This is a genomic window from Mycobacterium sp. Soil_C_30 (assembly GCF_057656995.1).
This window is the reverse complement of sequence record NZ_JBDGJH010000014.1, coordinates 122583-135006: the sequence shown is the minus strand read 5'-3', so window position 1 is coordinate 135006 and position 12424 is coordinate 122583. Positions and strand designations below refer to the sequence as shown.

General features: G+C 66.3%; 11 protein-coding genes. 5 read left to right on the top strand and 6 right to left on the bottom strand.

Annotation, left to right across the window (positions count from 1 at the left end; translation table 11 throughout):
* Positions 1-97 precede the first annotated feature (97 nt).
* Positions 98-895 carry an SDR family NAD(P)-dependent oxidoreductase gene (locus tag AC3A6P_RS23820; protein WP_487694331.1) on the bottom strand — a complete coding sequence of 266 codons (798 nt, stop codon included), beginning with the start codon at positions 893-895 and terminating at the stop codon, positions 98-100.
* Positions 896-1082: 187 nt separating this feature from the next.
* Between AC3A6P_RS23820 and AC3A6P_RS23815 the strand changes: the two genes are divergently transcribed.
* Complete coding sequence (locus AC3A6P_RS23815; RefSeq protein ID WP_487694329.1) at positions 1083-1832, top strand: TetR/AcrR family transcriptional regulator; 750 nt, start codon at positions 1083-1085, stop codon at positions 1830-1832.
* A gap of 6 nt (positions 1833-1838) precedes the next feature.
* Here AC3A6P_RS23815 and AC3A6P_RS23810 read toward each other — a convergent pair whose 3' ends face one another.
* Positions 1839-2714 (bottom strand): enoyl-CoA hydratase/isomerase family protein, encoded by an 876-nt coding sequence (locus tag AC3A6P_RS23810; RefSeq protein WP_487694328.1) that lies wholly within the window; start codon positions 2712-2714, stop codon positions 1839-1841.
* Positions 2715-2821: 107 nt separating this feature from the next.
* Between AC3A6P_RS23810 and AC3A6P_RS23805 the strand changes: the two genes are divergently transcribed.
* Genes AC3A6P_RS23805 through AC3A6P_RS23790 form a run of 4 tightly spaced genes read left to right on the top strand, consistent with a single transcriptional unit; the run spans position 2822 to position 6684 of the window.
* Positions 2822-3631, top strand: a complete 810-nt coding sequence (locus AC3A6P_RS23805; protein WP_487694327.1) for an enoyl-CoA hydratase/isomerase family protein — start codon at positions 2822-2824, stop codon at positions 3629-3631.
* Positions 3632-3641: 10 nt separating this feature from the next.
* Positions 3642-4448 carry an enoyl-CoA hydratase/isomerase family protein gene (locus AC3A6P_RS23800; RefSeq protein WP_487694325.1) on the top strand — a complete coding sequence of 269 codons (807 nt, stop codon included), beginning with the start codon at positions 3642-3644 and terminating at the stop codon, positions 4446-4448.
* On the top strand, positions 4445-5242 hold the full coding sequence (locus tag AC3A6P_RS23795; RefSeq protein WP_487694324.1) for an enoyl-CoA hydratase/isomerase family protein: 798 nt from the start codon (positions 4445-4447) through the stop codon (positions 5240-5242). Before AC3A6P_RS23800 ends, AC3A6P_RS23795 begins: the two co-directional genes overlap by 4 nt.
* Complete coding sequence (locus AC3A6P_RS23790; protein ID WP_487694323.1) at positions 5242-6684, top strand: class I adenylate-forming enzyme family protein; 1443 nt, start codon at positions 5242-5244, stop codon at positions 6682-6684. Before AC3A6P_RS23795 ends, AC3A6P_RS23790 begins: the two co-directional genes overlap by 1 nt.
* Positions 6685-6880: 196 nt before the next feature.
* Here AC3A6P_RS23790 and AC3A6P_RS23785 read toward each other — a convergent pair whose 3' ends face one another.
* The 4 genes from AC3A6P_RS23785 to AC3A6P_RS23770 all read right to left on the bottom strand — a co-directional run bounded on the left by AC3A6P_RS23785 (position 6881) and on the right by AC3A6P_RS23770 (position 12323).
* On the bottom strand, positions 6881-8062 hold the full coding sequence (locus tag AC3A6P_RS23785; protein ID WP_487694387.1) for a CaiB/BaiF CoA transferase family protein: 1182 nt from the start codon (positions 8060-8062) through the stop codon (positions 6881-6883).
* A 70-nt stretch (positions 8063-8132) separates the two neighbouring features.
* Positions 8133-9836 (bottom strand): alpha/beta hydrolase, encoded by a 1704-nt coding sequence (locus AC3A6P_RS23780; protein WP_487694322.1) that lies wholly within the window; start codon positions 9834-9836, stop codon positions 8133-8135.
* Positions 9837-9918: 82 nt separating this feature from the next.
* Positions 9919-11112, bottom strand: coding sequence for an acyl-CoA dehydrogenase family protein (locus AC3A6P_RS23775; RefSeq protein ID WP_487694321.1), 1194 nt, complete (start codon positions 11110-11112; stop codon positions 9919-9921).
* Complete coding sequence (locus tag AC3A6P_RS23770) at positions 11109-12323, bottom strand: acetyl-CoA C-acetyltransferase (protein WP_487694386.1); 1215 nt, start codon at positions 12321-12323, stop codon at positions 11109-11111. Before AC3A6P_RS23770 ends, AC3A6P_RS23775 begins: the two co-directional genes overlap by 4 nt.
* Between the last annotated feature and the right edge of the window lie 101 nt (positions 12324-12424).

The following is a 12424-nucleotide window of genomic DNA, read 5'->3' as shown; positions in this document are numbered from 1 at the left end:
GATTCACCGACCGGCCACCCTGTCCGAATCACTCATACTGTATACCTTTCAGTAGCTGGTTCCGCAAGGCCGGATCACCGGGTGCGAGCTGCGGCGATCAGGTGAAATCGGAACCTCCGTCGACGTTGATGTTCGCGCCGGTCATGTAGGAGTTGCGCCGGGACGCCAGGAAGGCCACCACAGGGCCGATCTCCTCCGGCAGGCCCGCCCTGGGCAGCTGCGCCGGATGGCCGAAATGCTCGCCGATGGCGTCCATCAGCCGGTAGGGATCATCGCCATCCACCCCCACCGTCTGCGCCCACGCCTTGAGCGACTCCGAGGCCACGCTGCCCGGTGAGATGACGTTGACCAGGATCTCGTCGGGCGCCAAAGACAGCGACAGGTTCTTCGAGATGCTGGTGACCATCGCCTTGGCCGCGGTGTATGCGGGCAGCCGGGCGCTCTGCCGTTGCGTCGAGGTGGCCGAGAAGTTGACGATGCGTGCCCATTCCGCGCGGCGCAGCAGTGGTAGCGCTGACCGCACACTGTGCACCATCGACATCACCCCGGTGTCGACCGCCTGCCGCCACTGCTCGTCGGTCAGATCCTCGAACGCTCCTTGCACATTGGGCCCGACAGCGTTGATCAGGATGTTCAGCTGGTCGTCCCAGCGATCCGCCGTCTCGGCGAACGCTTTCTCGATCTGGGCCTGGTCGGCCGCATCGGCAACCAGACCGACCGTCTCGGAACTGCCGGCGGAGTCCAGTTCGGCCACCGCGGCATCCAACGCCGCACGGGAGCGGCCGATGACCGTTACCTTCGCACCGTCTTCGGCCAGGCATCGCGCCGCGGCCAACCCCATACCGCGGCTACCACCCACCACGACAGCCGTGGCGCCGCCCAGACCCAGATCCACCGTTACCAGCACTCCCCAGCTACGGAAATAGTTACCATTCGTCTTACCGTAGACACATCACGGCAGCTGCCGTGACCGATGCGACATTGTGGGACGAGTCTCAGCCACCCGCAGCGAAGGGCTCGACCGGATGCCTACCGGTAAGGTTGTCGACATCGCAGGACCCGGATCGTGATGGAGGTGCCCCGTGGCAAAGCAGGTAACCGCGGAGAAGCGGCAACGGCGTGAACGCGGCTCCATCAACCCCGACGACATCATCAAGGGCGCTTTCGAACTCGCCGAACAAGTGGGTATCGACAACCTGTCCATGCCGCTGCTGGGTAAGCATCTCGGCGTCGGCGTCACCAGCATCTACTGGTACTTCCGCAAGAAGGACGACCTTCTCAACGCCATGACAGATCGGGCGTTACGCGAATACGTTTTCGCCACCCCGTATGTCGAGGCGGTCGACTGGCGCGAGTCGTTGCGCAATCACGCGCACACCATGCGCAAGACGTTCATGGGCAACCCCATCCTGTGCGATCTGATCCTGATCCGGTCGGCGCTGAGCCCGAAGGCGGCGCAACTGGGCGTGCTGGAAGTGGAGAAGTCCATCGCGAGCCTCGTCGAGGCCGGCCTGTCGCCGGAGGATGCCTTCGAGACCTACTCCGCGGTGTCCGTCCATGTCCGCGGATCCGTTGTGCTGCAGCGTCTTTACGAGAAGAACCTCACCGGCGAGGATGGCCCGGGAGCACAGTTGGACGACCGCATGAAGATCGACCCGGAAAGCACGCCCCTGCTGGCCGCGGTGACCGCCGACGGCAAGCACCGCATCGCCTCCACCGACGACACCAATTTCGAGTACGCGCTCAACTGCATCCTCGATCACGCCGAGCGCCTGATCGGAGAGGGCCCGGCGCGCAAACCGAGAACCCGCGCACGCAGCCGCGCGAAGTAACCCTCGTCACCCGAGATCGGGTTCGGGCACGTGAAAGTGCTCGTCGCGCAATCGGAAAGCCTCCTTGGTGCCGTGTTCGGCACGGGTCTTGACGAAGTTGAACTCCCCGGGGGAGAACTGCAGGTTCGTCCCGTAAGCGTGGAAAAGGTAGCTGGCTACCTCTTCGCCCTGGTAGGCCTGGCTCTGCTCAACGAGCCGGAATGCCTCTTTGGCGATGACGACACCGTCAGCCGGCATCTTGGCCGCCTTCTGCGCCCAGTACCGCGCCCGCGGCGCCACCGCCTCAGGCGCGCAGGTCTCGGTGAACACCCCGAGGTGTGCGACGGTGCCCGCCTCCACGATGTCGCCGGTCAGCAACAGCCGTCTCGCCAGGACCGGGCCGAGCCGGTGGAAGAACATGTGCAGACTCCCCAGCGCCGGACCCAGAAAACGCGTGGCGGGCATACCGATTCGGGTGTCGGCGCCGATCACCGCGATGTCCATCATCAACGCCATCTCGAAGCCCCCGCCCAGGGCGTAGCCGCTGATCTCGCCGACGGTGATCTTCGGGAACCCCATCAGATTGTGGTAGAAGCCGAATGACTTGCGGTCCACGGTGAGTCGCCGGCGCTGGCTGGGGCGTCTGGTGGCCCCGGACTTCTCGCCGTACCAGCCGTAGGCGTTGTTCATGTCGGCGCCGGTGCTGAACACCCCGTCGGCGCCCCGCAACAACACCACCGTCACGTCGTCGTCCTCGGCGACGATGTCCAGGCAGCGGGCCACCGCATCGCGCATCGCCGCATCGTAGGAGTTGCGCTGCCGGGGATTGTTCAGCGTGACGGTGGCGACCCGGATGTCCCGGTCGATCTCGAACAGCACCCGGTCATCGTCTGGAGCACCCATACCCGCATCCCGTTCCGCCGGACGTCATCGCTTGCTAACTTGTACAAGATAGTAAATGGTGATCCCTACTGTAGGGCTATCCGTATAGCAGCGGAAGGGTGCATCCCGTGGTCGAGAACGTGGCTGACGAGGGCCGGGTGCTCACGTCACACGCCGACGGGATCCTGCGCATCACCCTGGACCGCCCGCAGCGGCGCAATGCGTTGAGCCACTCGATGATCGACGAACTGGTCACCGTGCTGACCGGGGCGGCCACTGACGACTCGCTGCGCGCCGTCGCCCTCGGCGGTGCGGGATCCGACTTCTGCTCGGGCGCCGACTGGGTGGCCACCAACGCCGAGGCGCAGCGCCCCCGCACCGGGCATCTGTTACGCAAGATCCCGTTGACCGCCAACCGGGTGGTCGAACTCGTGGCCACCATTGCGCTGCCCGTGGTGTGCGCGGTGCGGGGCTGGGCCGTGGGGCTGGGCTGCAACCTCGCACTGGCCGCCGACTTCACCGTCGCCGAGTCCGATGCGACACTCTGGGAGCCGTTCGTGTCCCGGGGATTCACCCCCGACTCGGGCGCCACCTGGTTACTGCCCAGGCTCGCCGGTCTGGCCCGGGCCAAACGCATGCTGCTGCTGGGTGAGCAGATCACCGGCGAACAAGCCGCGGAGTGGGGTCTCATTCACGAGGTCGCACCCGCCGAAGACCTGGACACCACGGTCGAGGCGCTCCTGGCCCGGGTGGCATCCGGGCCCACCGTGGCCATCGGGCTGGCCAAACAAGCGATCGCCTACGGCCAGCAGGCCACCCTCGGACAATCGATGCAGCGTGAGCTCTCTGATCTCGAACTCTCATGCCGCACCTCTGATTTCAAAGAGGGTCTGGCCGCCTTCAGTCAGCGGCGCACACCCGATTACCGAGGCCGATGAAGGGAGGCGCATGCCGGACTACACAACCATCACCTACTCGGTGCGTGACCGTACTGCCACCATCACGCTGAACCGTCCGGAAGCGCTCAATGCACTGAGCCCGCACATGATCAGCGAGTTACGCGCCGCCTACGACGACGCCGAGAACGACGACGACGTGTGGTTGCTGCTCGTGACCGCCGTCGGCCGGGCCTTCTGCACCGGCGCCGACGTCAAGGAGATCCCCGCCGACGGCCGGGTGATCTACGAGCGGCCCTACCTGTCGACCTACGACCAGTGGGAGGCACCGCAGGAAGGCACGCCACCCTTTCGGCGAATGACCAAACCGGTGCTGGTCGCCGTCAACGGGATCTGTTGTGGCGCAGGGCTGGACTGGGTGACCACAGGCGATATCGTCATCGCTTCGGACCAGGCCACCTTCTTCGACCCGCACGTCAGTATCGGACTGGTCGCCGGGCGGGAAGTGGTGCGCCTGGCACGCTCCCTACCCCGTTCGGTTGCGCTACGGATAGCACTGATGGGCAAACATGAACGTCTGAGCGCGCAGCGAGCCTACGAGCTCGGCATGATCACCGAGATCGTTCCGCACGACCGTCTGCTGGACCGGGCACACGAGATCGCCGACACGGTGAATTCCAACGCACCGCTGGCGGTCCGCGGTACCCGTCTGGCCATTCACAAGACCCTGGACCTACCGCTGAACGAGGCCGAGATCTTGGCCGAGACCTTCCGTGAGCGCGTGGTGCGCACCGAGGACGCCGCGGAAGGCCCGCGAGCCTTCGCCGAGAAGCGGGCACCGAACTGGTTGTGCCGGTGACCCAATCCGCCGCGGCCCCATTCGAGACGATTCTCCTGGAGTTCGATCGTGAACTCCGGGTAGCTACCATCACGTTGAACCGGCCGGACAGGTTGAACGCCTTCAACCGCACGATGTGTGAGGAGATGCAGGCCGCCTGGCGCATCGTCAAGCTCGATGAGGGCACCAACGCGGTGGTGTTGCGGGCCGCCGGCACCCGGGCCTTCAGCGCCGGCCTGGACATGAAATCGAGCTACGGGCAGCCCGACAACGTGTGGAACCACGAAGACCCCGGCGAGTTGCTCAGCCCCAAGTGGCAGAAGATGTGGAAGCCGGTGGTGTGCGCCGTGCAAGGCATGTGCACGGCCGGCGCCCTGTACTTCGTCAACGAATCCGATGTGGTGATCTGCTCCGACGATGCCACCTTCTTCGACTCTCATGTGACCGCGGGGCTGGTGTCAGCGCTCGAGCCGATCGGGTTGATGCGGCGTATCGGGCTGGGCGAGACACTGCGAATGGCGTTGATGGGCAACGACGAACGGGTGTCGGCAGCGACGGCGCTACGCATCGGGCTGGTCAGCGAGGTGGTGAGCGCCGACAGCCTGTGGACCCGGGCCCACGAGATCGCCGCCACCATCGCCGCCAAACCACCCTCGGCCACCCAGGGCACGGTCAAGGCCATCTGGGAGTCGTTGGACAAGCCGTACCGCGCCGCGCTCGACCAGGGTCTCATCTACACCCGGCTGGGCAATCCGTTGGGGACCGCCGAGCTCGCAGGTCAGGCACGCCGACCCGGGTCTCCCCGAGTCCGCTGATGCGGCATCCCCTTTCGCAGCGCATCACCGACGTTCTGGACCTGGATCCCAACGCCAACGCCATACAGTTCGACGACCAGTGGACGACCTGGCAGCGGCTCGCCACCGCCGTAGCCGTCATCAGCGCGCTGATCGACCGCTACGGCGGCAGTGCGCAGCCCCCGATCGGGATCCTGCTGCGCAATCAGCCCGCCCACGTCGCGGCCCTGCTCGGGGTGCTCGCGTGTGGAGGCACCGTCGTCGTGCTCAACCCGTCGCGCGGCGGCACCCGCACCCGCACCGACATCGCCGATCTCGACCTGCCCGTGGTGATCGGGCTGCCCGATGACCTGGCCGATGCCGTAACCCCCTCCCCCACCACCACACTGGTGGCACTCACCGACCGAACACCCACCGTGGTGTCCGCGGCATCGGCCCCGGCGCCGGGCGCCGACCGGCCCGGGGTGGCGGTGTGGATGCTCACCAGCGGAACCACCGGACCGCCCAAGCGTGTCGACCTGACCTACGACATGCTGGCGCGCAGTGTGATGAGCCAGAAGAAACCGGAGGGGATCCGCGCCGGGGTGGCGATCGTCAATTCACCACTGGTGCACATCGGTGGGGTGTTCCGGGTACTGCTGTGCGTGGCCGAGGCCCGGCCGTTCGTCCTGCTGCCGAAGTTCGACCTGGACCGCTGGGCCGCGGCGGTACGAGAACACCGCCCCCGCGCGGTGTCGCTGGTACCTGCCGCGCTGCGGATGGTCCTGCAGTCCGATCTCACCGCCGCCGACCTCGCCGGTGTGCAGGTGGTCACCTCCGGCACCGCGCCGTTGTCCGCCGACGACGCCGACGCCTTCACCGCCAAGTTCGGCATTCCGGTGCTGACCTCCTACGCGGCAACGGAATTCGGCGGCGGTGTGGCCGGCTGGACACTGGCCGACCACCGCGAGTTCTGGCACCGCAAACGCGGCAGCGTCGGCCGGGCGAACCCAGGTGCGCAACTTCGTGTCGTCGGTGAAACGGGCACGCCGCTGACTCCGGGCCAGGTGGGACTACTCGAAGTGAAGCCTGCGCAACTGGGCGCGAACACCGACTGGATCCGCACCACCGATCTGGCCCGGCTCGACGCCGACGGATTCCTCTGGATTCTCGGACGCGCCGATCAGGCCATCATCCGCGGCGGATTCAAGGTGATGCCCGACGAAGTTCGCGCCGCTCTGGAAACCCACCCCGCCGTCCGTGGCGCCGCCGTAGTGGGTAAGACCGATGCCCGGCTGGGAGCGGTGCCGGTCGCGATGGTGGAGCTACGGGCCGCCTCGCGCGCCGAGGAACTCGCCGGTTTCCTGGCCCAGCGACTGGCCCGATACGAGATACCCGTGGAGATCGAGATCGTCGAGACCATTCCGCGGACTCCGTCCGGAAAGCCCGACTTGTCCGCTGTGCGCGAGCATTTCGGTGAGTGAGGGGATCACTGGCTTCTCAGGCGTAGCCGAACGGCCACCGCGGCACAGGAGATGACCGCCAGGCCACCCAGAACTGTTGTCCACGAGAGTTCGACTTCGCCGTCATCGTCCCGTTCACGGCGCTCACCTGGCTGTGGACTGTTGTGGTGGCCGCGGTGTTGTTGCGCCGTAGGCCGTTCTGAGTGCGTGAGCGCGATCAGACGATCGCGCGCTCGCGGAGTTCGGCGATGTGTGCAGCGTCGTAGCCGATCTCGGTCAGCACTTCCTCGGTGTGCTCACCGAGCAGTGGAGCACGCCGGCGGATGGTTCCCGGTGTCGCCGACATCCGGAAGGGCGTCTCGATCACCGGCACGTCACGAGGCGTACCGGGGAACGGTACCCGCTGCAGATAGCCCATCGCCCGAACATGCGGGTCGTCCAGCACATCCTTTGTCGAATGCATGGGTGCGGCAGGAAGTTTCGCCTGCTCCAGCAGGGTGAGGATCTCCGCTTTGGTTTTGTCGGCGCACCACTGCGACATGATGTCGTTGAGCTCGTCGCCGTGCTCCCACCGCCGGTCGTCGTCGGCGAAGCGGGGATCGTCGAACAACTCGTCGCGCCCCACCAGTTGGCACCAGCGCCGGAACATCGGTTGGCCGGCCACCTGAAGCAGCACCCAGCCGCCGTCCGCCGACCGGTAGAGGTCACACGGCGCGACGGACGTGCCGCGGTTGCCCATCCGCGGCTTGTCGATTCCCAGCAGATCCCGTTCGATCAGGAACGCGTTCGACAGCATCATCGCCGTCGGCAACAGCGCCCCCTCCACATGCTGGCCCTGTCCGGTCCGGTCGCGGTGGTACAGCGCCATCATCACCCCGATCGTCAGTGTCAACGCCGTCCCGAAGTCGGCGTACGGCACCACGGTTCGGATGGGTTGGTCGGGCAGACCCTGGCGATGGGTGGCACCGGACATCACCTGTCCGGCCCCGTCGAATCCGATGCGCCCGCTGTACGGTCCGCCTTCGCCGTATGCGGTGGCGCTGGCCAGGATGATGTCGGGCTTCACCGCTCTCAAGGTCTCGTAGTCCAGTCCGCTGGCCCGCATACCTGCGGCCGGCATGTTGGCCACCACGATGTCAGCGCGCGCCACCAGTTTCCGGGTGATCTCGGCGCCCTCCGGCGTGGTGGAGTCCAGGGTCAAGGACCGCTTGTTGCGGTTGCACTGCAGGAAGGTGCCACCCTCGCCGGTGTCGGTCACCGACTGCACCCAACGGTCCTCTCCCCCTTCGCGTTTTTCCACCCGCAGCACATCGGCACCCATATCCGCCAGCAGCGCGCTGCACCACGGGGCCGCGATGAACCGGCCATAGTCGAGCACCCGGATACCGTCCAGCACCATCACGTCTCCACCCCCTTACCGTCGCCATTACTGTACTAGCGTCGGTACACCGTTGCGGTGAGGCGGGTGATCACAGCCGCAGAAGTGGCCCGGTGGCGACCGGCCGGCTCGGTGCCACCACGGCGGTGGCAGACCACGGCCGGAACTCGGCTGACCGCGCGGGCAGGAGCACCCCGATCACGGTCCCACTGGTGGGACCCACCGGCGTTTCGAGAGGCAGAGTCTGACCGGGCGTGCCGTAGATGCCCGCGCAGTCGTCACCGTCACACCTCCCCGTCGCCGGATCGATGCGGCCGTCGAGGATGTCGGCGACCCACCCGTCGATGAGCGTCTGCGCGGCCGCCTGATTCTGCGCCGTCGGAAAGCCTTGGTAGAGATGCGATATCAACTGGATGAGCCAGGTGCCCCCCTCCATGGCATCGAGGTGTTTGCCGTTCTCGAGCACCACACCGTTGAACTTGCCCGGCCGGTGTTCATTCAGGGCCGCATCCACCCTGCGGGATTCTTTGGGAGCGCCGAGTTCCAGCACCGGGATGTAGGTACCGAGCCCGTCGAGCTTGTCCAGCGCCTCGGGCAGCACGTTCTGCTGGGGCGCAGCATCGAGCAGAACCACGCCCGCCAGCTGATTGGCTTCACCACCGGCGATCACCGCATCCGCGTAGTACCCCGCCGCCCCAGCCACCAGATTGCCGCCGAGCGAGTGCCCGACAAGTGCGAACCTGCCCGGCAGAGCAACCCCCGCACCGTATCGCTGCGCGTAACCGGCGGCGATCGCACTGGCTGTCAAGGCGTCTCGGTTGCCGAGGAACAACGCGGCGGTGGCGCGCAGCGCCTGATCGTCACCCAGCCAGAATCCGTCCGCGACGTAGCGGTTCGAGGACAGCGTCGGGACCACGACGATGCTGTTGGTGGTCTCGGCCAGATTGGCCGCGGTGTAGCTGTACATCGCACCGACGCCCAGGAAACCGTGTTGCAGCAGGATGATTCGCTGCGGCGGTTCGTCACCCTCGGGGTAATACCAATGGGCCGGGACGTTGCGCCCTTCGGTGATCTCCAAAGACGATGTGCGAACGGTGACCGTGCTGCCCGGCGGTACCACCGGGGGCCCGGCGATGAAGGTGACGGCCACCCCGACGAAGTCGAAGATGAACGACTGGACCAGTTCCTGCAGGGTGCGCTGCGGCGCAGCAGCCAGAGCCGGAGTCTCCGTGGGGGTCAGCGCCGTGCGGACCGCACGTTCCTCGGGCGACGCGCCGTACCGGCCGACCAGTGCGACGGCGGGTTCCACATCCGGGGTGACGGGTGCCGGATCGGCGGACTCGATCTCTGCCGGCGCCTGATCCGGCTCGTCCGCCGACGGGATGTCGTCGTCGACGATCACGACTTCGGCGGGGGTTTCCTCCGCTTCCTCGGCACCTTGCTGCGTCTTGTCGTCGGTGTCGGTGTCGGTGTCGGTGTCGGCGGCCTCGTCGGCATCTTCGGCGTCTTCGCTATCGGCGTCGTCCGTATCGTCGGCGTCCTCCGTGTCGGTGTCGTCCGTGTCGGTGTCGTCGGCACGGGTGGTCGAGTACGCACCTCGTCTCTCAGATGCCTCCCGGGCCTGCCGGCGGGGACCTGTCGTTTCGTCCTTGTCCGACGAGTCGGCGCTGGTGTCGGCAGATGTCGAGGTGTCCGCCCCCGTGTCCGCGCTCGCCAGGTCAGCTCCGGCGATGAGTGCGGCCGAAACACCCGCAGCAACCGCACCCGCTCCCACCAACGCCGACAACCGTGCCACGAGACCTCCCAAAGACTACTTCCGTTGACAAGCGTCAAGTTAGAGGATTTTGACGCTCGCGTAGACAGATTTGGGAAACTGCTCAGATCCGGTAGTCCTCGAGCAGTCGCTTGCTGATGATGTTCTTCTGGATCTCGCTGGTGCCCTCGCCGATCAACAGGAACGGGGCGTCGCGCATCAGTCGTTCGATCTCGTACTCCTTGGAGTAGCCGTACCCACCGTGGATGCGAAAGCTCTGCTGGGTGACCTCGGAGCAGAACTCGCTGGCCAGATACTTCGCCATTCCGGCTGCGACGTCGTTGCGTTCGCCGGAGTCCTTCAACCGGGCGGCGTTGACCATCATCAGGTGTGCGGCTTCGACTTTGGTGGCCATCTCGGCGAGCTGGAAGGCGATGGCCTGGTGTTCGGCGATGGGTTTACCGAACGTTTGACGCTGCTGCGCGTACCGCGCGGCGAGTTCGAAGGCGCGGATGCCGACGCCGCAGGCCCGGGCTGAGACGTTGACCCGCCCGACCTCGACACCGTCCATCATCTGGAAGAAACCGTGCCCGGGTTTCTCTCCCAGCACGTCGGTTGCTGACGCGGTGTACCCGTCGAAGATCAACTCGGTGGTGTCGATGCCCTTGTAGCCGAGCTTGTCGAGCTTGCCCGGGATGACCAGGCCCGGCAGCACTTCGCCGAACCCCGAGGGTTTCTCGATCAGGAACGCCGTCAGGTTCCGGTGCGGTTTGTCGGCACCTTCGTCGGTGCGCACCAGGGCGGCCACCAGAGTGGAGCTGCCGCCGTTGGTCAGCCACATCTTCTGGCCGTTGATGGTGTAAGTGCCGTCGTCGTTTCTGGCGCCGCGGGTCCGGATGGCTGCGACATCCGATCCGAGTTCGGGTTCGGACATCGAGAAGGCACCTCGCGTCTCGCCGGTGGCCATCTTCGGCAGGAAGTGCTGTTTCTGGGCATCGGTACCGTGTTGACGGATCATGTAGGCGACGATGAAGTGTGTGTTGATGACGCCCGAGACGCTCATCCAGCCGCGGGCGAGTTCCTCGACACACAGCGCATAGGTCAGCAGCGACTCGCCCAGGCCGCCGTACTCTTCGGGAATCATCAACCCGAACAGGCCCATCTCCTTCATGGCATCGACGATGGCCTGAGGATAGGTGTCGGTACGCTCCAGGTCCGAGGCGTTCGGGATGATCTCCTTGTCCACAAATTGCCGGACCGTGGCGAGGATCTCCGCTTGGAATTCGGAAAGCCCCAGTGTCTGAGCGAGTTTCGTCATGAGTCATACCTCTCGAAAACCGCAGCCAGGCCTTGTCCGCCGCCGATGCACATGGTCTCCAGGCCGTAACGCGCCTGCCGCCGGTTCAACTCCCGGGCCAGCGTCGCCAGCATCCGGCCGCCGGTGGCTCCCACCGGGTGGCCGAGCGAGATACCCGAGCCGTGCACGTTGATGCGCGCCAGATCGTCTTCACCGGCGTTCCATTCCCGCAGCACTGCCAGCGCCTGGGCCGCGAACGCCTCGTTGAGTTCGATCAGGTCGATGTCGGCCAGCGTCAGCCCCGCCTTGCCGAGAGCGGCCTCGGTCGCGGGCACCGGTCCGATGCCCATGATGTCCGGCGCCACCCCGGCCACCGCCCACGACACCAGACTCACCAGTGGGGTCAGGCCGAGTTCACGCGCCTTCTCCGGGGTGGTGACCACACACATCGACGCCGCGTCATTCTGGCCACTGGAGTTTCCGGCGGTGACGGTGGCCTCCGGATCCTGTTTGCCGAGAATCGGTTTCAGCTTGGCCAGCGACTCGACCGACGTGTCGGCGCGGGGATGCTCGTCGGTGTCGATCAGCTCGTCACCACCGCGGGTCGGCACACTGACCGGGATGATCTCCTCGGCGAGGATGCCTTCTTTCTGCGCCGCCACTGCCCGCGAATGCGAGGTCACCGCCAACCGGTCCTGCTCGTCGCGGCCGATGCCGTACTGCCGTCGCAGGTTCTCCGCGGTCTCCAGCATGCCGCCGGGCACCGGGTGGCTACTGCCGCCCGCCGTGGTCCGCCCGCGGGCCAGCGCGTCGTGGATCTGCACCCCGGTGCGTGCGCCGCCCCACCGCATATCGGTGGAGTAGAACACCACGTTGCTCATGCTCTCGGCCCCGCCGGCGATCACCAGGTCGTTGTTCCCGCTGCCCACCTGTAGCGCCGCCTGGATCACCGCTTGCAGGCCGGAGCCACACCGCCGGTCGATCTGCATGCCGGGCACCGTGACGGGCAGACCGGCGTCGAGCGCGACCACCCGGCCGATGGCCGGCGCCTCGCTGTTCGGATAGCAGTGCCCCAGGATGACGTCCTCCACCGCATCGGGTGCGATCCCGGTGCGCTGCAACAGCCCTCGCAGCGCAGCCACCCCGAGGTCGACGGCCGTCAGCGCCTTGAACATGCCACCGTAGCGGCCGATCGGTGTGCGCACCGGCTCACAGATCACCACCTCTTTCACAGGTGCCGGATTCGTTCGCCTCGTTCCCGTCACTCGCTGGCGCTCCTTCCGCTCACTCGCCTCACAGGTGCCGGATTCGTTCGCCTCGTTCCCGTCACTCG